This window comes from Rhodovulum viride (assembly GCF_003265965.1).
GTDB lineage: Bacteria > Pseudomonadota > Alphaproteobacteria > Rhodobacterales > Rhodobacteraceae > Rhodovulum > Rhodovulum kholense.
Genome location: NZ_MUAV01000276.1, coordinates 1 through 249 on the forward strand (window position 1 = coordinate 1; position 249 = coordinate 249).

Below are 249 nucleotides of genomic sequence, written 5' to 3' on the forward strand. Positions count from 1 at the left end.
GGCGCCCGAACTGCAGCGTCGACATGCCGCCCAGCGGATCGCCCCCCGGCCCGCGCACATGCAGCACGTCGCGATCGGTGCCGACAAAGGATCTGCCGTCCCGCGTCCAGCGATAGTCCAGCGCGCCATCGGGCCGCCGCCGCACCGACACCGCCTCGGGGTGGATCGGGTAAAGCCCCACGACCCGGGCGCCTGACCGCTCGACCTGGGCATAGCCATTGCCCCAGAGCTCGATCGAGAGGTTGAGAT

General features: G+C 70.7%; 1 protein-coding gene. It reads right to left on the bottom strand.

Annotated features, from left to right (window positions below; all coding sequences use genetic code 11):
- Window positions 1-249 (bottom strand): phage portal protein (locus BYZ73_RS22160; RefSeq protein ID WP_146746441.1); only part of this gene is annotated, 249 nt, incomplete at both ends.